Here is a 24,469-nt window from a genome sequence, read left to right as displayed (position 1 = left end):
AAACCTGAGGGGCGGGAACTTTCTTTTGATGATGAGTGTTCCGTACTGTCTCCCGATGCGAACTCCTGGAGTATTCCGAGCAATCGATGGGCGGAACAGAAGGTTCTCCTCGCGGCTTCCTTGATGGAGGAGGCGAAATGGGCGCGCTGATGCGTGCCCATGATTGGTCTGCAACGCCGCTGGGGTCGATCGAAGGGTGGCCTCAGAGTCTCAGAACGACGGTCGGCATCTTGCTGCGATCGCCTGTTCCAATTGTCCTGCTCTGGGGCGAGCAAGGCGTGATGATCTACAATGACGCCTATTCCATTTTCGCAGGAGGACGCCATCCGCAGCTGTTGGGGTCGCGAGTGCGCGAGGGCTGGCCGGAGGTCGCAGATTTCAACGACAATGTCATGAGGGTGGGACTTTCGGGCGGCACCCTTTCCTACAAGGACCAGGAACTTACCCTCTTTCGCAAGGGCGTCCCGGAACAGGTCTGGATGAACCTCGACTATTCACCCGTCCTCGATGAGTCGGGCCGTCCTGCGGGCGTACTTGCCATCGTCGTGGAGACCACAGAGCGGGTCCTTGCTGAACGCCGCATTGCCCAAGAGGGCGAGCGGCTACGGGCTCTGTTCAGACAAGCACCAGGGTTCATGCACGTCTTGCAGGGTCCCAATCACGTCTTCGAACTGGTGAATGATGCATATCTCCGACTGGTGGGTCATGACCGCGATCTGATCGGCAGGAGCGTGCGAGATGCTTTCCCGGAGATGGAAAGTCAGGGATTGACCTTGCTCGATAGGGTCTTCCAGACGGGCGAGCCGTTCGTCGGCCATTCCATGTCCGTCAGGCTGCGCCAGGCTGACGATAGCGAACTCGGCGAGCGATTTGTCGACGTCGTTTACCAGCCGATCATGGACGACAGCGGCAATGTCACGGGTATCTTCGTCGAGGGAGCCGACGTGACAGATCGCGTGCGAGCGGAAGCACGACAACGGATGCTCATCGACGAACTGAACCACAGGGTGAAGAACACTCTTGCTACGGTGCAGTCACTTGCTGTCCAGACGTTCAAGTCGGTGAATTCGGCAGAGCAGTCTATGCGCGCTCTTGCGGCATTTGATGCCCGCCTGGTTGCGCTCTCAAGAGCCCATAACGTCCTGACTCGCGAAAACTGGGACGGCGCGGCGCTGCACGCGATCGTGGATGAGGCGATTCTGCCCTATTGCGAGGCGACCCGTAATCCCTTCCAGGTCGCCGGTCGTCCTGTTCGCCTCACCGCCAAGATGGCGGTTACCATTTCCATGGCGCTCCACGAGCTCTGTACAAACGCGGTAAAGTACGGCGCGCTTTCGGTTCCGCATGGACGTGTCGAGATTGCCTGGAGCGTGCAGGATGAAGGGCCTGTGCAAATGCTACGACTCGAATGGCGAGAATTCGAAGGGCCTCAGGTCGTCCCGCCGGTTCGACGTGGGTTTGGGTCGAGGCTCATCGAGCGGCAGTTGCCGCGCGAATTCGGGGGGTGGACGCGGTTGGCGTTCGAGCCTTCCGGCGTCCGCTACTTTATGGCGATCCCGCTCTCTGGTCGGGCCGCCGGCGCCCGGGAAGAAGCTTTAAAGCCGGAGCCCCGATAGTGGCAAACGCTCCTCTGCGTGGACGGCGAGCTCTCGTTGTTGAAGACGAGAGCCTCGTTGCCATGCTCGTGGAAGACATGCTGCTCGATCTCGGAGCAAAGGTCGAGGTGGCCATGCGCCTGTGCGAGGCGGTGAGGCAAGCTCGTGAGGGAGTATTCGACTTTGCGATTCTGGACGTAAATCTCGGAGACGGTGACCGCAGCGACGCCGTTGCCGATGTGCTCGCGGCACGTTGTATCCCTTTTGTCTTTGCAACGGGCTACGGTGGACGCGGCCTGGCAGCTCGATACCTTGCCGTCCCAACGCTTCAGAAGCCCTACTACCAGCACGATCTCGAACTCCTGATCGAGCGCATTTTGCCCGCAGGCAGGCCGTCCGCCGACCATGAAGCGTGCTGAGGAATTTTCCGCTTTCGGCAGCTGACGCCTCATCGTGTCGGGGCCGGCCGTCGGCGTGTCAGCACACCAAGGCGGCGCGGAAGCAGGTAAATGTTACTGCCGCCGAAGCTTTTTGACCCGATACTGAAGTCGCTGAGGAATCCACGCGCGATCGAACAGTGACCGCGAAACCCTCGCCAGAAGGGACAAGATCAGGCAGCTTTCAGCAAGCCGCGCAGGGCCTCGAGGAGGAGTTCGGGCCTCCAGGTTTTCCCGATATTGACTGCATCCCGCAAGGCTGCCTCGGCTTGGAGGTCGGCGGCAACGTAACCGCTGGCGAGAATGAAGGGCACGGACATCGCCTGAAGCACTTCCGCAACCGGAGTGACCCATTGTCCGGCAAGGTTGACGTCGAGGATGGCGGCGTCGGGCCGCTCTGCCTTCAATAGCTCCAAGGCTGCACTTACGTTTGAGGCAGGGCCGATCACACGATAGCCGCCAGTCCTGAGCGCGGCGTCGAGGTCCAGCGCAATGAGGTACTCGTCTTCGACGACTAGTATTCGGGGAGCGTCGTGCACGATGTCTCCCCGATTTCGCTACTCCATGTGCGCGGTGATATGAACTCTCAAACCCGTCGGCTCATACTTTCGTTCCAATTTGCCGCGTAAGCCCTGCACGGCGCTGAGCTCAATCAGTCTGGAGCCGAAGCCGGAGCGAGTTGGCGGCGTTACGGGCGGTCCGTTTTCTTCTCGCCAATCGATGTGAAGCACGGTCTTGCCGTCGCCCTCCGCAATGCCCCAGGTGAGATGCACGATGCCGCCAGGCCTGGAGAACGCCCCATACTTCCAGGCATTGGTGACGAGTTCATGCAGGATAAGGCTGATCGGCACGATCTGCGGCTGCCTGAGACGGATCGCCGGCCCGGGAACGACGCGGTATTGCTCGGGGCTCGCTGATTTCAGTGCTTGCTCGACGAGGGTGCCCAGATCGGCCGGAGCGTTGCCTGCCAGCGCCAGGGTCTCGGCTTCGGCCACCGCCTGGAACCGTCCCAAAAAGGCGTCCCGGTATTCCTTGGCTGACCGGCCCTCGACATCCGTCTGATTGGCAAGAGATCGCACAATCCCGAGGAGGTTCTTCATTCGATGGCGCGTTTCGGCGAGGAGAACGTCTTTCTGGGCGTCGCTGATGCGCCTCTCGGTCACGTCCTCAAACAGGATCAGAATGCTCGTGCTGTTATTGTCGGGGTGAACCAGACGCCGCGCGCTCACGAGCATCGAACGCCGGCCGATGGTCGGGAATTCGGCTTCTACCTCGTATCCGACGACGGCGGCGGACCGGGGAATGATCTCGCCCAGGAGGCGCCGAAGTTCGGGTATGTCCCATTGACCATCGCCCAGGGCGAACAGACTGCGCCCAATCGTGTCATCGCGCCTCACCCGGAAGGTCTGATAAAACCCGCGGTTGGCGGAGAGGACACTACCCGCCTGGTCCAGCACGAGGAGAGGCTCCTCCAGGGTATCGACGATCCCCTGCGCCTGGACATGCTCGCTACGCAACAGCCGGTACAAATCTTCCAAATTCATGTTTCGGGCTACCTCACCAGAAGAGTTGCCTCGCGAGGGTAATATGGCGGCAAGGTCGTCGACAAACGAAATTTTAGCTGCTTTATCCGTAGCAGACGGTAGTAATGCCAGCTCAACTGAGCCCTCCTCTTGCCGTTCCAACCTTCGCTGATCGAAATTTCAGATGATCGCATCGGGGCGAGATCTTGGTTCAAGCTGGACAAGAAGTTTGGATTTGTTGAATTAGAGGGCGGCGTCGGTGATGCCTTCCTCCATCTTTTCGGTATCGAAAGCCGCTGGCTACGTAACAATTCCTGCCGGGACGACTATCCATGTCCGGGTGGAAACCCAAGCAGATCGACGGCGGGTGGTCGAAGCGCTCTCGACCGACACCAGTACTGCGCTTGAGGGCGAACCAGCGCCGGTCAAGAGCAAAGAAGCTGAGTGATGCCGCGGGCCATTGTGGCATGATGTCGGATATTGGTTTCTTTAGCGGGCGTCTGCAGCCCTCTTGCCCCACCGGTCTTCCACCGAGGGAGAGTTTTTATCGGCTGAATAGGATCTTTTCTGGAGGCTTAGGGCTGCGGCAAGCCGACACCGGCGAAGTAAAACCTGGCAGTCCGAGAACGGCACCAATCACGGCGCACCCTGTGGTACGCCGAGAGCGAAGACCGCTTGGCAGCTTGGCTCGCATCTGCTTCTTCAACCGCTCTTCATCTCCAGCGCCGACGGGCGGCTGAGTATGGCTGTCTCGCTTCAAAATGTCTCTTTGTGGCCGAACGCCGAAATGGACCGCGACCAGTCCGATTCCCGCCTTCGAAGACCTGAGCGGTCAACAGGTGTCCCCTAAAAATCCGCTTGCGTCGAGGGGGAAATCAATTTTAGGAGCCCGCCCGTCTCGCGCTCATCAGGAGGGGCGGACGCGTCGTCACGAACGTGGAGCGCGGGATGCGATGACCGCAAATTGTGTCGCCAGACGAGCGGTGCGGTTCGCGGACGGCGAAGTCGTGTGGTCTTGGCGCCTCGACGCCGGCGCTAACCGGCGATGATGCTTTGCATCACGCCGGGATGGTGACAAGAAAGCCCGATCACCAGAGAGAGCACGAAGGAAACCGTTAAGATCATCGCGCAGGGAAGGCCGGATCGCTCCGGCGTACCTGTGGTGACTAACTCGTATGCTTTCTTTTCGCATACGAGGCTGCGGGTGCGCAAAGCATCCGGCTTTCCCTGCGCCCTCCTCATTGAGAGGGACGTCGTTTTGCAAAACTCGGGTGCACCACGCCGCGGGAATGCGAGCCTCTGTGCATGAGGCAGGCTGGAACCTTCGCACCGGCCAGCAATTGGATTCGTTGCCGGCGATTCGTTCCAGCAGGAGGAGAGTGATGGCACGCAAGACGCGCAAATATTCCAAGAAGACACAAAGTACGGTCCACCGCGCGATGAAGAAGCGCAAGGCGGGGACATTGAAGAGCGGTCGTTCGGGACGCAAGGTCAAGAGCCGCAAGCAGGCCATTGCGATCGGCCTCTCGGAGGCGCGCGCCGCCGGACGCAAGGTGCCGAAGAAAGCGTCAGGGCGGAAGACAGGGCGGAAAACCAAGCGCAAGTCCCGCAAGTAAGTCGCTGTCAAAGTTGACGGCGGCCTAGATGACGTTTGCCGGCTTTCCATGAGCCGGGAGGGGGCACTACAATGCTTCCCTCTCTGTTGCATTCAAGCCTGTCCTTTTGAGATTGTCTCTTGCCCCTGAAAAGCCTTTCCACGTACCGGAAGAAACGGGATTTCGACAAGACGGCGGAGCCGAGCGGCGACGTCGCCGTGGCGCCGTCGACCCGGCGGCGCTTCGTGGTTCAGAAGCATGATGCGACACGGCTGCATTACGACTTCAGGCTCGAATTCGATGGCGTCTTCAAATCCTGGGCGGTCACGCGCGGCCCCTCGCTCGATCCGCATGACAAGCGGCTCGCGGTCGAAGTGGAGGACCATCCGCTCGACTACGGCGATTTCGAAGGCACGATTCCCAAGGGCCAGTACGGCGGCGGCACCGTCCAGCTCTGGGATCGCGGCTATTGGGAAGCGGACGATCCGGAGAAGGGATTCAGGAAGGGCGATCTGAAATTCACCTTGCACGGTGACAAGCTGCATGGAAGCTGGGTGCTGGTGCGGATGCGGCACGATCGCAGCGGCGGCAAGCGAACCAATTGGCTGTTGATCAAGCATCGCGACGAATATGCCCATGACGGAGAGGAGAATGCCCTCCTCGACGAGGACCGTTCGGTTGCCTCGGGCCGCAGCATGGACCAGATCGCCGCCGGCAAGGGCAGGGCGCCGAAGCCGTTCATGGTCGCGGACGGCCACGGCAAGGCCGATGCGGTTTGGCATTCGAACCGCGGCGAAGCAGCGGAAGCGCGGGCAGAACGCAGGAAGCCGGCGGCGTCCGTGAAAGCGACGAAAGTGGATGCGATGCCTGAATTCGTCGCGTTCCAGCTGTGCACGCCGGTTGAAGCCCCGCCGAGCGGGACGGGCTGGGGCCACGAGATCAAGTTCGACGGCTATCGCATCCAAATGCGCGTTGAGGACGGCACGGCCGCTTTGAGAACGCGCAAAGGCCTGGACTGGACCGGCAAGTTCAAGGCGATTGCGAAGGCAGGTGCCGTGCTGCCCGACGCGATGATCGACGGCGAGATCGTCGCGCTTGACCATGAAGGTGCGCCGGATTTCTCGGCGCTCCAGGCCGCGATTTCCGACGGCAAGACGGACCGCCTGATCTTTTACGCCTTCGATCTGTTGTTCGCCGAAGGCGAGGATCTTCGCAAGCTTCCACTCGAGGAACGGAAGGCGCGGCTGAGGCAGATGCTCGAGACGCTGCCGAAGAAAGCTGCCCAATCGATCCGCTTTGTCGAGCACTTCGAGACCAACGGCAAGGACGTCCTCGAATCGGCAAACAAGCTCTCGCTGGAAGGGATCGTGTCCAAAAGGCTGAGCGCGCCCTATCACTCCGGGCGTTCCGACAGCTGGACCAAGGCCAAGTGCCGCGCCGGACAGGAAGTCGTGCTCGGCGGCTGGAAAACGACGAACGGCAAATTCCGCTCGCTGATGGCGGGCGTCTATCGCGACGATCACCTCGCCTTCGTCGGCATGGTCGGAACGGGATTCGGGCAGGATACCGTCCGGCGTATCATGCCGGCGCTCAAGAAGGCGGAAGCCGACAAGAGCCCGTTCGGCGGCAAGGATGCGCCGCGCAAGACCCGCGACATCCACTGGCTGAAACCCGAGCTGGTCGCCGAAATCGAGTTCGCCGGCTTCACCAAGGACGGCAACATCCGGCAGGCGGCGTTCAAGGGTCTGCGCCAGGACAAGCCGGCGCGCGAAGTGGTCGCGGAAAAACCCGCCATGGTCGATGTCGCCCGGCCCTCGCCCGGAGCCTCGAACAACTCCAACGAGGTCATGGGCGTGGTCATTTCAAATCCCGACAAGGAGTTCTGGCCGGATGGAGGTGACGGCAAGCCCGTCACCAAGCTCGAGCTGGCGCAGTATCTCGAGACGGTCGGCGACTGGATGATGCCCCATCTGAAGGGCCGGCCCTGCTCGGTCATCCGAGCGCCGGACGGCATCCATGGCGAGATATTCTTTCAGCGTCACGCAATGCCGAGCACGTCAAAGCTGCTGACGCTCGCCCAGGTGTTCGGCGACCGCAAGCCCTATTTGCAGATCGACCGCATCGAGGGGCTCGCCGCCGTGGCGCAGTCCGGCGGAATCGAACTGCACCCCTGGAATTGCGCGCCGGATGCGCCCGAGGTGCCCGGGCGCCTCGTCTTCGATCTCGATCCTGCGCCGAATGTCGAGTTTGCGGAGGTTGTCGAAGCCGCAAAGGAGATGCGAAAGCGTCTTCGGGTTCTTGGCTTGGAGAGCTTCTGCAAGACCACGGGGGGCAAAGGGCTGCACGTCGTGGCGCCGCTTAGCCATGGCGCGAGAGACAGGGTGACCTGGAAGGAAGCCAAGGCGTTCGCGCAAGGCGTCTGCCAGTGGATGGCGAACGACAATCCCGAACAATATCTGCTGAACATGTCAAAGAAGAAGCGCAAGGGAAAAATCTTCCTCGATTACTTGCGCAACGATCGCATGTCGACCGCGGTTGCGGTTCTCTCGCCCCGCGCGCGCGCCGGCGCGACCGTCTCTATGCCGCTGACCTGGACGCAGGTGCGCGGCGATCTCGATCCCAGGCGCTACACCGTTCGCAGCGTCCCGGCCTTGCTCGCCAGAAGCAAGGCGTGGGACGGTTACGACGATGCGGCATCCTCGATCAAAGGCGCGATGAAGATGCTGGCGGGCAAGCTATAGATGAACCAAATACTGCGATGAGCGCGTCTCGAAGGATCAAAGCAAAACTCAGATTCGTCCCAGCAGCACGAGTATCAGCAGGATAATGATGATGAGTCCGAGACCGCCGCCGCCATAATAGCCGGTGCCGTAAAATGGGCCGCCGCCTATGCCGCTGAAGCCGCCGAGCAGGGCGATAATCAAAATAATCAGAATGATTGTTCCGATTGACATATTTCCTCCAGCCGTTTGTTTGCGGGTATGTACATTGCTGGCAGCCAACAAACGGTAGTCATGAAAGTTCCGGCTTTTGCGGTGCGGCAAGCGCTCCGCCGCGAGAACGTGCGCCGTTAGGCGTACTGTCTCAATCTTTTCGTCGACGGCTTTGCGGCGCCGGGCGCCGTTGCCTTGATAGAGGCTGCCGGAAGACTGCTGAACAGGGCAGACAGCGGGATGCGGGGCCCGGAGCGAGCCATTCCGTCGAGCGAATAGCCATCAATGTGCAGCTCGCCTTCAAAGGCCTCGCCGCGTGGCCATTGCCGGCCCTGGTCGGTGAGGGGCGCGAACCAACGCGCCGCCGCCACGATCACGGCCTGGCGCCCGCGGCGGCGCGCAAAGGCAATGACGTGATCGCGGTCGCGGCCGCTGACTTCGAGCGGCTCGTAGTCGCCGTCCGTGAAAACGTCGGGCCGCTCGTTGCGAAGCCTGAGAAGCTGCCGGATCCAGGCGAGCTTGACATGACCGCTCTGCCATTCACCGGCGAGCGCCTGCCAATCAGGCCGGTCCACTTCGGCGAGAACACGGGCCCGTTCGGCGAAATCGACCGGCCGGCGGTTGTCGGGATCGACCATCGACAGGTCCCAGAACTCCGTGCCCTGATAGAAATCCGGCACGCCGGGCATCATCGCCTTCAGCGTGATCTGGCTCAGCGAATTCAGCGCGCCCAGCAGCGCGAGGCGCCGCGCGAAATCATCCAGAGACTCCAGAAATTCGGCGGAGGCCGACGGGTCCAGGATTTGTTCGACGAAGCGACAGACGGCCTTTTCATAACGTTCGTTGGGGTTGAGCCAGCTCGTTTCCTGCTTGGCCTCGCGCGCCGCCTTGACGGCATAGGCCTGCACTCGCTCGATCAGGGACTGATCGGGCAATGCAAGCGGCCAGATGCCGAGCAGGGTCTGGTACAGCATGTATTCGAAGGTCGCCGACGGCGCGCGCAACGTGCCGTCGCTGACGATGTGCGGTGCGTTCAGCACTTTCCAGCGGGCAACCGCAGCGGTCCATTCGCCGGGAATTTCGCTGAGTGCGACCAGCCGCGCGCGGGCATCTTCGCCCCGTTTGGTATCGTGCGTCGCGGTCGTGGTCATCGCGTGCGGCCAGTCGCGCGCGCGGGCTTTCATCAGGTGATGAAATTCGCCGGGCGACAATGCCGCGGCGGACGGCTCGCCGCCGACCTCGTTCAGCGCGAGCAGGCGGTGGGTGCGATAGAAGGCCGTGTCCTCCAGCGATTTCGCCATCAGCGGCCCTGTGAATTGCTGCACTTTGAGTGCAAACCGCCGGACCCGCGGCGCGCTATGCAGCGCAGGGCCTGGTTTGGCGAGATCCATCGTCAGGGCATCGCGCAGAAAGTCGAAGATGCCTTCGTCGGCGGCGTACCACTCGGCCCGCGCCTTTTCGATCGTCTCCGCAATCAAGGCGCGGTCATCGGAAGAAGCCCCGGCAGCCGTCAGGTACGTCCGGTAAATCGGAAAGTTCAGCACGTAAAGTTCAAAGGCCTGGCGCAGGCTGTCAGCCGAAAAATCCCGCGTCGAATAATGGCCTGCGGCGATGCGCCCGAGCAGGCGCACCAGCACGGTGAATTCGCTGGTCAACAGCGTTTCCAGCACGCGCCGCTTGGCAGCCTTGAGCACGGGCGTGAGCGCCGGCGGCATGTTGCTGATCTGTCGCCAGGTCTCGCCCAGCGCGTCCAATCCCTCTTGCCTGGCGAGCACGCGGGTCATGACATTGAGCGTCTCGTAGCCGGTCGTGCCGGCGACGCCGGCGAACGGACGCAAGTCTTCGTGTTCCCCCAGAATCTTTTCGACGACGACATAGAACGACTTCGCGGCTTTTCCGCCGTCATGGCGGATCAGGCGGCTCAGGCGCTGGAAATACTGGGCGGGATCGCGCAGCCCGTCGATGTGATCGAGCCTCAATCCTTGCAGCTTGCCTTCCGCAATCAACCGCCGGACCAGGCGATGGGCAACATTGAACGTCTTGGCGTCTTCCACGCGCAAGCCGGCGAGCGAGTTGACGTCGAAGAAACGGCGGTAATTGATGTCGCTGGAAGCAAGGCGCCAGTGCCCGAGCTTGTAGTGCTGGCGCTCCAGCAGGTGGTGAAGCGCAAGCGTCTGTACGGGTCGCTCCGGTCCGGCGCGATAGGCGGCAAGTCCCCTCTCGATGATGGCTTGGCTGCCCTCGATATCTTTCAGCTCTGCCTTGAAGGCGGGGGCCTCCTTACGGTTGGGGTGCCGCAGGCCACGATAGCGCGAGGCGAGGCCGAGAATGCGCTGTCCTGCACTGCTCGCCTCGGCACCGGCCTCCTTGACGATCATGTGCAGGATTTCGCCGTAGCGTTCCGGCGCGATCGGCAGGCGGTGCTCGAAGTACCAGGCGGAGAAGCTGCCTTCGCCGGCGTCATAACGCAGTTCGATCTCGCCATTCTCCAACGCTTTGCCATACGACGCGCCGAGAATCGGCAGCAGCACGCCGCCGCGTGCGCGATACGGAAGTTGGTCCCAGTCGATATCGAACGAAGCCGCGTGCGGCGATGCCTCGCCCCATTCCAGCACGTCGAGCCACCACGGATTGTCATCGAAAAACACGCCGACGTGATTGGGGACGAAGTCGAGGATCAGGCCCAGATCGTGAGCCTTGAGCAGCGCGCTCAGCCGCTCAAATCCGTCCTCGCCGCCCAGTTCGGGATTGATGATGGTGTGATTGACAACGTCATAGCCGTGAGTCGATCCCTTGCGGGCCTTTGTAAAGGGCGAGGCGTAGAGATGGCTGATGCCGAGCGCCTTCAAATAGGGAACGATGGCGCTCGCAGCATCAAAGTCGAAGTTTGCCGTGAGCTGCAAACGATAGGTCGCGAGGGGAATCGCGGGTACCATCACTTTGTTTCCAGACGCCAGAGCACCGACCACGGCCTGAAAGCGCCACCGGCCTCGCCCCAGATCGGCGACCCCGCTGCTTCGTCCGGCGCAGTCGTGACCGCATGTTCGGACAGGTTGGCGGCGAGCAAAAGCCCCAAACCGCCGCCGAGATGCCAATTCGCCCGCAGCAGTCCGTTGCCGGCTGCACGCGCGTTGCCGAAGCGTGCACCCGCAAGGCGCGGCACGACATGCCGCCGGCGTATGTCCAGTAGCTGTCGGACCAAAGCGAGCCGCTCGCGGCCCGGGCCGGTCCGCATGTCCCAATCCAGCACCGCTGACCGGAACGTGGCTTCACTGAGGGGATCAGGGACATCATTGCCGAACCGCTCATAGGCCCAGGCATATTCGGCACGGCGGCCGTTGCGGACGGCTTCGGCAAGACCGCCCTTGAAATCGCAGAAGAACGGGAAGGGCACTTTCGAACCCCACTCCTCGCCCATGAACAGCATCGGAATCGCCGGCGCGATGAGCGTGATCGCAAGCGCTGCCTCGATGGCTTTGGGGTTCGCCTCGCATTCGAGCCGGTCGCCGAAGGCGCGATTGCCGATCTGATCATGATTTTGCAGGAAATTGACGAATGCCGTGGGCGGCAGCCCGCCGCTGGGCTCGCCGCGCGCCATGCCGCTGCGGTGTTCGGAAGGTTCGCCCTGATAGGCGAAGCCCGAACCGAGGCAGCGGGCGATATCGGAAAGCGGCGCGCGCTGATAATCCCGATAGTAGCCTTGCTTCTCGCCGGTCAATTCCACGTGCCAGGCGTGGTGATAATCATCGTTCCACTGCGCGCGATACTTGCCGTGCGGCGGGTCGTCCCCAGGATCGAGCAGGCTGACGCAATTGTCGTCGTTTTCAAGTACAAGATGGATGTGACGGCCAGTTGCGGCAGCGAGCTCGCCAACCGCGAGGCTGAGGTCGTGCAGCAGCGGAATTTCGCCTCTTTCGGTGATGGCGTGCACGGCGTCGAGCCGCAGCCCGTCGAAGCGATATTCGCCGAGCCAGTAGAGTGCGTTCTCGATGGCAAAGGCGCGCACCTCGGGCACGCGATAGTCGATCGCGCTACCCCAAGGGGTATGGGCCTCGGTAAAGAAGGCTGGTGCGTAACGGCTGAGATAGTTTCCCTCAGGTCCAAAGTGATTATAGACCACGTCGAGAAATACCATGAGCCCGCGCAGATGCGCTTCATCGATCAGAAGCTTCAATTCGTCGGGCCTGCCATAGGCGCTATCAGGTGCGTACCACAGTACGCCGTCGTAACCCCAGTTGCGGCGCCCGGCAAAATCAGCCAGCGGCAGCAATTCCAGCGCTGTAATGCCGGTCTCGACGAGATGATCGAGTTTGTCGATCATCGCGCGATACGTCCCCTCTGGCGTGAATGCGCCGACATGCGCTTCCAAAAGCACTGTCTCGTGCCAGGGGCGTCCGCGGAAATCTCTGGCGCGCCAGACATAATTCGCGGGATCGATCACCTCACTCGGGCCAAACACGTCTTCCGGCTGGAAGGCCGAGGCCGGATCGGGTACGTCGAGTTCGCTATCGATTCGAAACCTGTAGCGCGCACCGGCCTTGGCTTCCGCAAGCTTGATTTCGAACCAGCCGTGCTTGGCGGCATGGAGGGTGTAAGATTGCTGCTCCAGCAACAGATCGACGCGTTTTGCTGCCGGCGCCCACAAGCGAAAAGTGGTGCCGTCAGAAGTCAGCTTTGCGCCGAAATGCCGTTCATTCATGCTGAACCTGAAAAGACCAGAACCGAGCGGGGCGGCGCGGTGGTCTCGCTTCCCGAAGGGAACTCCGCAGCCGTCTGCTTAACGTCGGCCGTATTCAATAGTTGCTGCCAGCTCCTGTATTCCGGTAATTTCGGCAGCGTAAACTTGATCTCCTCCGGCGCGGCGTTGAGCACGAAGAAGACCGGCGGTTGTCCCATCTCGATCGGGCTCAGCACATAGGAGAGAAAGCGTCCTTCCGGAAAATTCCAGTCCTGCTCTTTCATTTCCTCGGCGCCCGGCGTCAGCCAAAGCACGCCAAAGCTACCGTCGGCGCGGCGTCCCTCGACCCAGCGATGGCTGCGGATTTGCGAGAAGCGCTGGCGGATGGCGGTGAGATAGCCGATGAAGTCGATAAGGTCGCTGGCCTCATGACCCTCGCCTTCCCAGCCGACCCAGCCGATTTCGTTATCCTGGCAATAGGCGTTGTTGTTGCCGTCCTGTGTGTTGCCGACCTCGTCGCCGGCGAGGATCAGCGGTACGCCTTGAGCCAGCAAAAGGCATGCAAACTGGTTTCGCCGCAACTGGTTGCGCAGGGCATTGATCGCCGGATCGTCGGTCGGGCCCTCGTGACCGCAATTGTTGCTGTGATTGTCGTTCGATCCGTCGCGATTGTCTTCGCCGTTCGCTTCGTTGTGCTTGGCGTTGTAGCTGAAGAGGTCGTTGAGCGTAAAACCGTCATGCACCGTGATGTGGTTGATGCTGGCGCGCTGCACCCGTCCGTCATGGTTGAAGAGGTCGGACGAGCCGGTCATACGGCTGGAGATTTCGCCGATCAGGCTGCCTTCGCCGCTCCAATAGCGCCGCATGGCGCTGCGATATCGGTCGTTCCACTCCGACCATTGCGAGGGGAAACCGCCTACCTGGTAGCCGCCGAGACCGAGATCCCAGGGCTCGGCTACCAGCTTCACGGTGGCAAGCACCGGATCCTGGCGGACGGCGGTGAGAAACGAGGCGTTACGGTCGAAGCCGTTCGGCCCGCGCCCGAGCGTGGTGGCGAGGTCGAAGCGGAAGCCGTCGACGTGGCAGACTTCGACCCAGTAGCGCAGCGAGTCCATTACCATCTGCAACACGCGCGGATGGGAGAGGTTGAGCGAATTGCCGCAGCCGGTGAAATCGTCGTAGTAGCGCGGGTTGTCCGGCTTGAGCCAATAGTAAGAAGCGTTGTCGATGCCGCGGAATGACAGCGTCGGGCCCATATGGTTGCCTTCGGCAGTGTGATTGTAGACGACATCGAGCATCACTTCGATGCCGGCATCGTGCAGCCTCGCCACCGCAGTACGAAAGGAGTCCAGCGCGTTGTCCTGCGCATAGCGCGCTTCCGGCGCAAAGAAGGCCAGCGTGTTGTAGCCCCAATAGTTCACGAGCTTCCTTTCGACCAGAATGCGGTCGTCGACGAGGCCGTGGATAGGAAGTAGTTCGATCGTGGTTACGCCAAGCCTCTTGAGGTGCTCGATCAGCGCGGGCGCGGCGAGGCCGCCATAGGTGCCGCGCAGATGGGGAGAGACGTCTTCGCGTCTTTGGGTCAGGCCCTTGACGTGGGCCTCGTAGATGATGGTGTCTTCCCAGGAAACACTCGGGCGTATTTCACGCCGCCCCCAGTTGAAGGTCTCGTCGACCACGACCGCCTTCGGCATGCCACGCGCATTGTCGCGCCGGTCGAACGAAAGATCCTCACGCGCGCTGCCGGTGCGATAGCCAAAATGCGCATCGCTCCACACCAGCCGCCCGGCGAGCCGCCGTGCATAGGGGTCCAGCAACAGCTTGTTGGGATTGAAGCGATGGCCGTGCTCCGGCGCATAGGGACCATGCACCCGATAGCCGTAGAGCTGGCCTGGCGAGACGTCGTTGAGATAGCCATGCCAGACGTCTTCGGTTCGTTCGGGCAGTTCGATGCGTTCGATTTCGCGCCTGCCCTGGCCGTCGAAGAGGCAGAGTTCGACTTTCTGGGCATTGGCGGAAAATAACGCGAAATTGGTGCCCCGTCCGTCCCAGCTTGCACCAAGGCGCGAGGGCGATCCGGCAGAAAGTCGCATAATTGATCAGCTTTCCGGTACGAGAAAAATGGTCGCCAGCGGCGGGATGGTCAGTCTCAACTCCGGCCCCATGCCTTCGAGCGTGCGCACCTCGCCGATGTTGCCGACATTGCTTCCGCCATAATGCGACGAATCCGTATTGAGGACCTCGCGCCAGGCACCGGCGAGCGGAACGTGAACAATGTAGTTGTAGTATACGTTCGGGGAGAAATTGGTCACGATCAGACAGCGAGCGCGCTCGTCCCTGCCTTTGCGAAGCCAGGCAAAGACGTTGCCCTGAGCATCGTCGGTCACCAGCCATTCGAAACCGGAAGGATCGCAATCGAGCTCATGGAGTGCGGGCGTCTCGCGATAGAGCCAGTTCAGATCGCGGACCAGCGATTGAACGCCGCGGTGTGGATTGTATTGCAGCAGATGCCAGTCGAGCGACTGGTCGTGATTCCATTCGTTCGATTGGGCAAATTCACAGCCCATGAACAACAGCTTCTTGCCGGGATGGCCAAACATGAACCCGTAATAGGCACGCAGATTCGCAAAGCGCTGCCAGTCGTCGCCGGGCATGCGGCCGAGGATTGAGCGCTTGCCGTGCACGACCTCGTCATGCGACAGCGGCAGGATGAAGTTCTCCGAAAACGCATAATGCAGGCCGAACAGGATGTCGCCGTGATGGTGTTGACGATGGATGGGCTCCTTGCCGATATATTTCAGCGTGTCGTGCATCCACCCCATGTTCCATTTGTAGCCGAAGCCGAGCCCGCCATATTCCACCGGGCGTGATACCTGCGGCCATGCGGTCGATTCCTCGGCCGCGGTCGTGGCGTGGGGGAATTGGCCGAACACTTCGGTGTTGAACCGGCGCAGAAAGGCGATGGCTTCGAGATTCTCTCGGCCGCCAAACCGGTTTGGCACCCATTCGCCGGCGGGCCGGCTGTAGTCGAGATAGAGCATGGAGGCGACGGCATCGACGCGCAGGCCGTCGACGGCATAGCGATCGAGCCAGAACAGCGCGTTGGAGATCAGAAAGTTGACGACCTCGGTGCGGCCGTAGTTGTAGATCAACGTGCCCCAGTCGAGATGCCGGCCCTGAAGCGGATTGGCGTGTTCGTATAGCGCGGTGCCGTCGAATTGACCGAGCCCGTGCGGATCGTCGGGAAAGTGCCCCGGTACCCAGTCGAGCCACACACCCAGCCCCTCCCGATGGCAGGCGTCGACGAGCGCCGCGAAGTCGTCGGGGCTGCCAAAGCGGCTGGTCGGCGCGAACAGGCCGGTCGGTTGATAGCCCCACGAGCCGTCGAACGGGTGCTCGCTGACAGGGAGAAATTCGAGATGGGTGAATCCCATGTCATGGGCATACCGCGGCAATTGCTCGGCGAGGTCGCGATAGGTCAGCCACTCGTTGTGGCCTTTGCGCCGCCATGAGCCGAGATGTACCTCGTAGATCGACACCGGCCCGTTCAACGAATTGATGTTGGCGGCAGCCCGGTGAGGCCGCGGCAACCGTTCCTCGTCGAACACGATCGAGGCGGTGCTCGGGCGCACTTCGGCGGCAAAGGCAAGCGGATCGGATTTCAGCGGCAAATGCTGACCCTGCCGGCTGAAAATGCTGAACTTGTAACGGTCGCCGGGAAGCGCATGCGGAATGAACAGCTCCCAGTAGCCGAGGCCACGAACGCGCATCTGGTGACGGCGCGGATTCCAGAAATTGAAGTCGCCGACGACGCTCACCTGTTGCGCATTGGGCGCGAGCACGACAAAGCCCACCCCCGGCACGCCTTCCAGCACCATCGGATGAGCGCCCAACTTTTCGTAAAGCCGCTGGTGAGTACCCTCGCCGAGCAGGTAAAGGTCGTAGTCGGTCAGGACCGGGGGAAAGCGATAGGGGTCATCAAGATCGACCACCGTCTCGCCAAATCGGGCGCGGAGTTGATAGGAGGTGGAGCCGTTGGGAAGGAAGCCCGCAAACAGACCGTCCTCATGGATGCGCGTCAGTGCCGTTGCCTCGCCATGTGGATCGATCGCGTCCACCTTCTGCGCCTCCGGCAAGAACGCGCGCACGACCGTCCTGCCATCTTCAGAGTGGGGACCCAGATACTGAAAGGGATCGGAGTGGCAGCCTTCCAGGATCGCATAGGCCTCGGCAGTGAGCTCCTTCATGCGGCCTCGCGGGCAGGCTGGGATAGAATGCGCAAGATGCGGGCAACGATCGCCGGCGCAGCTTCGGGCCGTTGGAGCAGGTCGGTTTCGAGCGCGTCGAATGCCTTTTCCAGCAGGAAGAAATCGACCATCCGCTGCGAAGCTGCCGGCCCGTCGGGCCAGATCGAGGAATCCCGCATCAATTCGCGATAGGCCCCGAGGAAGGTCGAGGTGGCGCGCTCGATCCATTGGCTCAGTGCCGCGTCAAGCCGTCCATACTCGTCTGGTGAGAGATGAAGCGCGCGGGCGCGGGCAGCCTGGCTTGCAGTCTCGAATGACCAGATCATGCCGGCAATGTCGCGGGCTGCGGGCGCCTTGCGCCGGCGTTCCTCGATCGGCCTGCGAACGTCACCATCGAATCCGGTCACGAACACATCATCCTTGACGATCAGGAACCGTCCAAGACGGAAGTCGCCGTGCAGGCGCAGATTGCGGCCGCCCGTCGGGGTCGGCATCAGCGCGTTCAGCCGCTCCTGCAAGTTGTCCTGCCGCGCCAGCAAGCCATCGATCGTCGTCCGCTCCCCTTCCGAGAATGCAGCACGACGCTGCTTCAGCATATGGAAGACCCGCTGCGCGCTCTCGGCAATCGCTGCGGTCCAGCGCTCCGTGTCCGCCGGTTCAATCGGCTCCGGCGCGAAATCAGGCAGTTCACTTCGGCTGGCAAGAGCCAGGTGCAACTCCGCGGCGCGCCTGCCGATCCGCGACAGATGATGCATGTAGGCGAGCTGCTCTTCGCTGTCGCGATGGCTGCCGTTGCCTCCTCCCAGCAGCCGTTCCTTTTCGAGCAGGCGATCGAGATAGGATGCCGTGACCGTCCAGGCGTCGCCCTGATTGCCGATCTGGACGTGAACGATTGCGATGGCGTTGCGCTGATCACCGTCGATCAGCTCCGCGCTGCCAAGCATAGCCGGTGTATTGGAAAAGCCGGTGAATTCAGCCAGGAAATGGCCGATCTCAATCGCCGGATTGATCCCGTTTTCGAGTTTTCGAAACAATTTCACGACGTAATCGGAATCGACCTGCATGGAGCTCTTGAAAAGACCGCCGTCGAGCGGAGCAATCCGCTCAGGTTGCCTGACTTGCCTGCCTTCGAACTTGCTCGTCGGCTTGAATTCGAGCTTCAGGTCGTTTTCCTCGATCGTCAGGGCCTGGCTGAGATTGCGCAAAAGAAGGCCGATGAAGATTGGGCTGGCGGCAACATCGAGCAGCGTGCCTTCGCGGGCGCCCTGTCGTACCGCCGCGAGCGCGTTCGGATTGTAGCGTTCGCGGTCGAAGCGCACCCATTCGATCTGCATCGGCAGCACGTAGCGGGTCTGGCTCTCGTCACCCGCAGCCTGAAAGAAGGCAAGCCAAGGCCGGTTGTCGCCAATGTCGCAGAACGGAATGGCCGACGTCAGCGTGGGGTGGATCGCCGATGCAGTGTGGATCGGATACCAGCGGGAACGGGCGAGATGCCCGGGTAGCACGTCGCATTCGAACACGCTGCGGGTGCGGGCCAACGACACCCAGGTGGCACCCACCGGCACGACCAGCGTCTCGAATTCAGGCACGATCGAAGGTGCCGGTGGCTCGGACTTGGCGCGCTCCTGGAGCTTGAACCAGTAGAAGCCGTAAGGCGCCAGCGTGATCATGTAAGGCAATTCGCCGATGGCCGGGAAATTCGTGCGTCCAAGCATTTCCAGCGGCACGCGATCCTTGAAGGCGGAGAGGTCGAGTTCCGTGGCCTGCGCAGCGCGTGAAAGATTGGCCACACAGAGAATGACTTCGTCGCCATACTGCCGCACGTAAGCGAGCACGGCGCGATTAGCCGGACGGATGAACGTCATGCTGCCACGGCCGAAGGCGAGGGTCGACTTGCGGACGGCGATCAGCTTCTTGGTGGCGCTGAGCAGCGATGAGAGACTGCGCGACTGCGCCTCGACATTGACCGCCTCGTAGCCATAGACCGAATCCATGATGAGGGGGGCGTAGAGGCGGGCGGGATCGGCGCGGGAGAAGCCGCCATTGCGGTCCGGCGTCCACTGCATCGGTGTGCGAACGCCATTGCGATCGCCGAGGTAGATGTTGTCTCCCATCCCGATTTCGTCGCCGTAATAGATGATCGGCGTGCCGGGGAAGGACAGCAGCAGCGAGTTCATCAGCTCGATCTTGCGCCGATCGTTGTCCATCAGCGGGGCGAGCCGCCGGCGAATGCCCACATTTATCCGCGCGCGGGGGTCGTTTGCATAGGTCGACCATAAATAGTCGCGCTCGACGTCGGTGACCATTTCCAGCGTGAGTTCGTCATGGTTGCGCAGGAACAGCGCCCATTGGCAGTCGGCCGGGATATCCGGCGTCTGGCGCAGGATGTCGGTAATGGGAAAGCGGTCTTCCTGAGCTATCGCCATGTAGATGCGCGGCATCAGCGGGAAATGATAGGCCATGTGGCATTCATCGCTTTTGCCGAAATATTCCTGAACGTCCTCCGGCCATTGATTGGCTTCCGCAAGCAAAACCTTGCCCTTCGCGTAGGCGTCGAGCTCGGCGCGCAGCCGGCGGATAATGGCGTGCGTCTCGGGGAGATTTTCGTTATTGGTGCCGTCACGCTCGCAGAGGTAAGGAATGGCGTCGAGCCGGAATCCGTCAACGCCGGTGTCGAGCCAGCGTTTCATCACCTGGACGATCGCGTTGACGACACGCGGATTGTCGAAATTCAGATCCGGCTGGTGCGAAAAGAAGCGGTGCCAGTAGAACTGGCCGGCTTCCGGATCCCAGGTCCAGTTGGATTTCTCGGTATCGGTGAAGATGATGCGCGTGCCCTGATACTTCTGGTCGGTATCGCTCCACACATACCAGTTGCGGGCGCTTGATTTCGGCTCGCTACGCTTGGCGCGCTTGAACCAGTGATGCTGATCCGAGGTGTGATTGATGACGAGCTCGATGATGACCCGCAAGCCGCGCCGCTTGGCCTCGACGATGAAGCGACGAAAATCCTTCATCGTCCCGAAATCGGGATTGATGGCGCCGTAGTCGGCGATGTCGTAGCCGTCGTCGCGCCCCGGAGAAGGGAAGAACGGCAACAGCCAGAGCGTGGTCACGCCGAGGTCTTGCAAATAGTCCAGTTTTTCAGTCAGGCCGGCGAAATCGCCAATGCCGTCATTGTTGCTGTCAGCAAACGCCTTGACGTGAAGCTGGTAGATGATGGCATCTTTGTACCAAAGCTCGTCGTGGTCGAGCGCGGCCGCCGGTTCCTTAGTGTCGATGTCTGACATCAGATTCATCGGGGCCGGCGAGCGAGCAGGGGCGGGATTGTGAAAGGGTTCAGGCCGGGGGGCGCGCGCTGAGCCTCCGGCGGTTTCGGTGAATTTGTTCACGATGGTGCCGTCGGCATGAATCGGGGGTCCCATTCGTTGGCGCGAAAGGAGATGCTGGGGACTATATAGAAAGCCGTTTGGCCTGCATTGGTTCCGAGGGGAACTGCATGGCAGGCGAAAGCGTTAGCCACTCCTATCCTCTTCCTGAATCTGTAGAATTTACGGCGAGCTTCCTTCAGACCTGTCCTCCTTCTGTTCCTCCACTTTCTGCAAATGGCGTGCCGAATGGACGTTTATGACCGGGCCAAGCAATTGGGCATCCAGACTGAGTTTGTGGACGGTCAGGGGCAGCGCCATGTGACAGATGCCACCGCGCTCAAGATCATTCTTGACGCCTTGCCGGAACGAAATCCAACCCGCTTGCTCGATCAGCCCGTCGTCATCCGAACCGGTGAGACCACGCGAACCGAATTAGGTCCCGCTGCTGCGCTACCCGTCTCCTGGAGGGTCACTGCGGGCGACGGGGTCATTGGGGAGGGCCGGGCAGACCAGCGCGTTATTGCCTGGCCTGCCGACTGGAAGGAGGGTGTCTATCGGCTGAAGCTGACTGACACGGCCTCCCCGACCGAGGAGATTCCGCTGGTCGTTTCGCCGCCACGGGCCTTCGCGGGTGAATTCGATCGCGGCTGGCTCTTGGCGGTTCAGCTCTACAGCATCCGCTCGTCGCGCAATTGGGGGATCGGAGATTTTACCGATCTGGCCGCGTTGCTCGAACTTGCCACCCAGCTTGGTGCGGACGGCGTCGGCCTCAACCCGTTGCACGCCTTGTTCGATGACAAGCCTGCCGATTGCAGTCCTTATTCGCCCAACAGCCGGCTGTTCCTCAATCCGCTCTATATCGACGTTGAACGCATCGCCGAATTCGAGGCGGGCAGCGAGGTTCATAAGGCCGCCGCCCGGCTGCGGGAAGGCCATATCGTGGACTACATTGGCGTGGCCGAACTGAAGTGGCGGGCGCTGCGCGCAGCGTTCGAGAAATTCAAGAAGCAGCCTGCCCCGGGGCGCAAAGAGGATCTCGATGCCTTCCGTGCCGAGCGCGCGCCGCTCCTGTCGCGCTTTGCCTGTTTTGAGGTGCTGCGGCACAAGTTTGGCGGTGCCTGGTGGGAATGGCCGCCGGAATGGCGCGCGCCGGATGACGCCAGATGCACCTACTTGCGCGGCGGCGACGATGCGGGCGAAATCGAGTTTGTCGAATTCGTGCAATGGACGGCAGACCGGCAGCTGCGCGATTGCCGCGATCTGGCGCGCCGTCTCGGCATGAAGGTCGGGCTCTATCTCGACGTGGCCGTCGGGGTGCAGTCCGGTGGCTTCGATGCCTGGAACGAGCAGACCGCGATCTCGCGTCATTTGTCGGTCGGCGCGCCGCCCGATCCGCTCAACGTCGCCGGTCAGAATTGGGGGCTTGCCGGCTTCAATGCAGCCGGGCTCGAACTCCAATTATTCGAACCCTACCGGGAGATGCTGCGCGCCTCGATGCGTTATGCCGGCGCGATCAGGCTCGACCATGTGCTCGGCTTGAAGCGGCTTTATCTCGTGCCGCATGGCTTCGCACCCGACAACGGCGCGTATGTGCAAATGCCGTTCGAGGCGTTGTTGGCTGCGACGGCACAGGAAAGCATGGCGCATCGCTGCATTGTGATCGGAGAGGATCTCGGCACCGTTCCTGAGGGCTTTCGCGACACGATGTCCGGGTGGGGAATCTGGTCCTATCAGGTCATGATGTTCGAACGCGACGAGCGGGGCGCATTTCGGGGACCCGATCGCTATCTGCCGAACGCTCTCGTCACCTTCAACACCCATGATCTCTCGACCTACGCAGGCTGGCGGTCCTTCGGCGATCTCAAAATCAAGCGATCGCTGGGCATCGATCCCGGCGAAAGCGATGACGCGCGGTGGCATGCGCTGACGATGCTGGATGAGGTGCTGCGCAATCAGCAAATCGAGGGTAACAATCTGTATTCGGTTGCCGCCTTTCTGTCCAAGACCAGATCGCGGCTCATGGCGATCTCGCTGGAGGATCTCCTCGGCGTGATCGATCAGCCGAATATTCCGGGCACAGTGAACGAACATCCAAACTGGCGGCAGCGGCTGCCGGTGGCGATCGCCGACATCGGGCACGAGATCGATATCGATGCGCTAAGGGCAGCAACCCAGGAGCGGGCCCTCCCCAGGATGTGAAGCCGCCTCCGTTCAACCCGATAGAAGCAAGACGTGTCCAGAATAGAACATTACGGCTTGATCGGAGACTGCGAAACCGCGGCTCTCGTCGGTCTTGACGGCTCGATCGACTGGCTGTGCTGGCCGGCATTCGATTCGGAAGCCTGTTTTGCCGCGCTGCTGGGCTCGCGTCAAAACGGCCGCTGGCGGATCGCGCCTGAAAAGGAAGTGACGCAAAGTTCTCGTCGTTACCGCGATAATACGCTGATTCTTGAGACGAAGTTTGAAACCGAAGACGGCGCGGTTGCCATCATCGATTTCATGCCGCCCCGTGCGAAGGCCTCCGATGTCGTCCGCCTGGTGCGCGGCATCAAGGGCACTGTCAAGATGCGGATGGATCTCGTGATCCGCTTCGGCACAGGCGCTGACATTCCGTGGGTCAAGCGCACCGAGGACGGCGCGCTGCTTGCAATCTGCGGACCGGATCTTGTGGTGTTGCGGACGCCGGTGCACGTTCGCGGCGAAGATATGACGACGGTCGCCGATTTCGATGTGAGCGAAGGCAAGACCATTCCCTTTGTCTTCACCTATGGTGCCTCTCATCTCCCGTTGCCTGACCCGATCGATCCGGCGCAAGCTTTGCAGGATACCGAAAAGTTTTGGCTCGATTGGTGCAGCCGCTGCACTTACGAAGGCGATTACAGCGATCTCGTGATGCGTTCGCTGATCACGCTGAAGGCGCTGACCTACGGTCCGACCGGCGGCATCGTTGCTGCTCCCACGACATCGCTGCCGGAAAAGCTCGGCGGCGCCCGCAACTGGGATTACCGCTACTGCTGGCTGCGAGACGCTACCTTTACACTGCTCGCTCTGATGAATTCCGGCTATACCGAGGAAGCCTCCGACTGGCACGGCTGGTTGCTGCGCGCGGCGGCCGGCGATCCCGCCCACATCCAGATCATGTATGGCATTCACGGCCGGCGCCGTCTTCTGGAGTGGGAGGCGCGGTGGCTTCCGGGCTACGAAGGCGCTCAGCCGGTACGTGTCGGTAATGCGGCTCACGCCCAGTTGCAACTCGATGTTTACGGCGAGTTAATGGACGCCTTCCACCAATCACGTGTTGCCAAGCTGAAGCTCGACGATGAAAGCTGGGACCTCGAATGCGCGGTGCTTGACCACCTCGCCGAGGTCTGGGATCAGCCCGACCATGGCATCTGGGAAGCCCGGGGCAAGGGCCGTCATTACGTCTTTTCGAAAGTCATGACATGGCTCGCTTTCGATCGCGGGATCAAGGGAGCAGAGCAATTCGGCCTGAAGGCCCCTGTGGATCGCTGGAAAGAATTACGCGACATCATATTCCGCGATGTCTGCGAGAAGGGCTTCAATGTCGGGCTGAACAGCTTCGTTGTCTCTTACGGTGCGGAATGGTTCGATGCCAGCCTCCTGCTGTTGCCGGCGGTGGGCTTTTTGCCGAGTTCGGATCCGCGAATACGCGGCACGATCGCCGCGGTCGAGCGCCATCTGATGCGGGACGGCTTTGTAATGCGGCACGATCCCCGCCAATTGAGCGCCGAACAGCAAGGTGACGAAGGTGCGTTCCTCGCCTGCACGCTCTGGCTCGCCGATGCCTGCGTGCTCTGCGGCGAGATCGACAAGGCCCAGGCGTTGTTCGATCGCGTGGTGGGAGTCGCCAATGATCTTGGTCTCCTGGCGGAAGAGTTCGATCCCCGCGCCGGCCGCCAGACTGGAAATTTCCCGCAAGCTTTGACTCACATCGCGCTGGTCAACACCGCGCACAATCTGAGCAATGCGAAGCACGCCAAGGACAAGCCGGCCATCCAGCGATCGAAATGATGTGCCATTGCCCGGCTCGATCGTGAATCCGTCAACCTGCACAAAGAGTCCGAAGAAA

At 61.4% G+C, this 24,469-nt stretch carries 14 protein-coding genes; 6 read left to right on the top strand and 8 right to left on the bottom strand.

The window, feature by feature from the left end; all coding sequences use genetic code 11:
• The first annotated feature begins 137 nt into the window (after positions 1 to 137).
• On the top strand, positions 138 to 1,616 hold the full coding sequence (locus tag NEZ08_RS17465; RefSeq protein ID WP_298109437.1) for an HWE histidine kinase domain-containing protein: 1,479 nt from the start codon (positions 138 to 140) through the stop codon (positions 1,614 to 1,616).
• Positions 1,616 to 2,014 (top strand): response regulator, encoded by a 399-nt coding sequence (locus NEZ08_RS17460; protein WP_367278428.1) that lies wholly within the window; start codon positions 1,616 to 1,618, stop codon positions 2,012 to 2,014. The genes NEZ08_RS17465 and NEZ08_RS17460 overlap by 1 nt, the downstream gene beginning before the upstream one ends.
• A gap of 191 nt (positions 2,015 to 2,205) precedes the next feature.
• Here NEZ08_RS17460 and NEZ08_RS17455 read toward each other — a convergent pair whose 3' ends face one another.
• Positions 2,206 to 2,571, bottom strand: a complete 366-nt coding sequence (locus NEZ08_RS17455; protein ID WP_298109435.1) for a response regulator — start codon at positions 2,569 to 2,571, stop codon at positions 2,206 to 2,208.
• Positions 2,572 to 2,589: 18 nt separating this feature from the next.
• A complete protein-coding gene (locus NEZ08_RS17450) occupies positions 2,590 to 3,576 on the bottom strand; it encodes an HWE histidine kinase domain-containing protein (protein WP_298109434.1) in 987 nt (328 codons plus the stop codon).
• A 1,361-nt stretch (positions 3,577 to 4,937) separates the two neighbouring features.
• Here NEZ08_RS17450 and NEZ08_RS17445 point away from each other — a divergent pair.
• A complete protein-coding gene (locus NEZ08_RS17445; RefSeq protein WP_298109433.1) occupies positions 4,938 to 5,171 on the top strand; it encodes a DUF6496 domain-containing protein in 234 nt (77 codons plus the stop codon).
• A gap of 119 nt (positions 5,172 to 5,290) precedes the next feature.
• Positions 5,291 to 7,891, top strand: a complete 2,601-nt coding sequence (gene ligD / locus NEZ08_RS17440; RefSeq protein ID WP_298109432.1) for a DNA ligase D — start codon at positions 5,291 to 5,293, stop codon at positions 7,889 to 7,891.
• A gap of 48 nt (positions 7,892 to 7,939) precedes the next feature.
• On the opposite strand, the gene NEZ08_RS17435 is transcribed toward ligD, so the two are convergent.
• The 6 genes from NEZ08_RS17435 to treS all read right to left on the bottom strand — a co-directional run bounded on the left by NEZ08_RS17435 (position 7,940) and on the right by treS (position 20,307).
• Entirely contained in the window at positions 7,940 to 8,104 is a 165-nt protein-coding gene (locus NEZ08_RS17435; protein ID WP_298109439.1) for a DUF3309 family protein, read from the bottom strand.
• Positions 8,105 to 8,220: 116 nt separating this feature from the next.
• A complete protein-coding gene (gene treY / locus NEZ08_RS17430) occupies positions 8,221 to 11,019 on the bottom strand; it encodes a malto-oligosyltrehalose synthase (RefSeq protein ID WP_298109431.1) in 2,799 nt (932 codons plus the stop codon).
• On the bottom strand, positions 11,019 to 12,782 hold the full coding sequence (gene treZ, locus NEZ08_RS17425) for a malto-oligosyltrehalose trehalohydrolase (protein WP_298109429.1): 1,764 nt from the start codon (positions 12,780 to 12,782) through the stop codon (positions 11,019 to 11,021). Before treZ ends, treY begins: the two co-directional genes overlap by 1 nt.
• Complete coding sequence (gene glgX, locus NEZ08_RS17420) at positions 12,779 to 14,854, bottom strand: glycogen debranching protein GlgX (protein WP_298109427.1); 2,076 nt, start codon at positions 14,852 to 14,854, stop codon at positions 12,779 to 12,781. The genes treZ and glgX overlap by 4 nt, the downstream gene beginning before the upstream one ends.
• A 6-nt stretch (positions 14,855 to 14,860) precedes the next feature.
• Positions 14,861 to 17,008: a 1,4-alpha-glucan branching protein GlgB gene (glgB, locus tag NEZ08_RS17415; RefSeq protein WP_298109425.1), complete on the bottom strand. Its 2,148-nt coding sequence runs from the start codon at positions 17,006 to 17,008 to the stop codon at positions 14,861 to 14,863.
• Positions 17,005 to 20,307, bottom strand: a complete 3,303-nt coding sequence (gene treS, locus NEZ08_RS17410; protein ID WP_298109422.1) for a maltose alpha-D-glucosyltransferase — start codon at positions 20,305 to 20,307, stop codon at positions 17,005 to 17,007. The genes glgB and treS overlap by 4 nt, the downstream gene beginning before the upstream one ends.
• A gap of 318 nt (positions 20,308 to 20,625) precedes the next feature.
• Here treS and malQ point away from each other — a divergent pair, with 318 nt between their 5' ends.
• Both malQ and NEZ08_RS17400 read left to right on the top strand, forming a co-directional pair.
• A complete protein-coding gene (gene malQ / locus NEZ08_RS17405) occupies positions 20,626 to 22,578 on the top strand; it encodes a 4-alpha-glucanotransferase (protein WP_298109419.1) in 1,953 nt (650 codons plus the stop codon).
• Between the two features lie 33 nt (positions 22,579 to 22,611).
• A complete protein-coding gene (locus tag NEZ08_RS17400; RefSeq protein ID WP_298109416.1) occupies positions 22,612 to 24,411 on the top strand; it encodes a glycoside hydrolase family 15 protein in 1,800 nt (599 codons plus the stop codon).
• Positions 24,412 to 24,469: the final 58 nt, after the last annotated feature.

Source organism: Bradyrhizobium sp. (assembly GCF_027451485.1).
In the GTDB taxonomy this organism is placed as follows: Bacteria; Pseudomonadota; Alphaproteobacteria; order Rhizobiales; family Xanthobacteraceae; genus Bradyrhizobium.
The sequence above is the reverse complement of the archived record's forward strand: the minus strand, read 5'-3'. Positions and strand labels throughout refer to the sequence as shown.